Genomic DNA, 966 nt, shown 5'->3' with positions numbered 1-966 from the left:
TTTGATACTACGGACTTTGATATAGGTTTCATCGGCGGTAAAGACACTGCCAGACTTATAGTCGTAATTATCAATAAAGGGCTTAATACAGACAGCGGCAGTTTTACAATAGTTAGCGATCTGTTGGTGTGAGATACTGATGTTATAAAGGTCTTTGAGTGCCTGTGATGTTTTCCTCAATGAAAGTCCCAGATTAACGTGCATGGTGAGACAGAGAGACATGATGTAAGCATTATGTTTGGAGAACCTGAGGGAGGATGCGTTCTTGGGCAGGGAGTTTAAATCCATGGCAAAGAAATCCACAGTGAACTCACGGTAGATATAGTGCAGTTTATATTTATTTTTGCCATAGTTTTCCGAAAGATCTTTTGGATCCACTTTTGACAGCTGATGAAGATAGTGGGAACATTTGGGATTCACACATTGATGGATGCGGAAAAACTTCCGGTCTTTCTTAGGAACAAGGGCATGTCCACAATGAGGGCACATTAATTTAACCGGAGTTGTAGCGGATTCACCAGAAGTAAAAGTCTGACCGCAGACTTTGCACTGATACTGGCTGTTCTCACCATTGTTGTCATATATAAAATGATGCGGGGCACCGCACACAGGACACACGATATCTTCGGGGATAGATTTCCCATTCCGACGCTGGACTGGTCTGAGAGTTTTCTTATATTTCCATTGATAGTATTCGAGAAGAAACAGCCAGTCCTGTTTGTAGAATGTTTTGATAACAGGGAGCTGATCGATCTTAAATTTCTGGTATCTGGGAGAATGGGAATCATCGAAAGCCTACTGTCTGAGAGGGATATATCTGCAGATAAAATTTAAAAGCCAGCAAATTTGATTATGTTGGTATTGAATTAAGTGAAGTAAATAAAGTATAATATCCATGAGCATTGTCTCCTTTGTTGACAATGGTTTGTGGTGAATTCATTATACTTCAAAATGGAGGTCAATGCT

The 966-nt window shown here is 40.2% G+C and carries 1 pseudogene; it reads right to left on the bottom strand.

Annotation, left to right across the window (positions count from 1 at the left end):
- Nucleotides 1-897, bottom strand: a pseudogene (locus tag KQI71_RS13055) (transposase); the annotation flags it as partial.
- Between the last annotated feature and the right edge of the window lie 69 nt (nt 898-966).

This window comes from Anaerostipes sp. MSJ-23 (assembly GCF_018918155.1).
Lineage (GTDB): Bacteria > Bacillota > Clostridia > Lachnospirales > Lachnospiraceae > Anaerostipes.
This window is presented reverse-complemented; position numbering and strand designations above follow the sequence as displayed.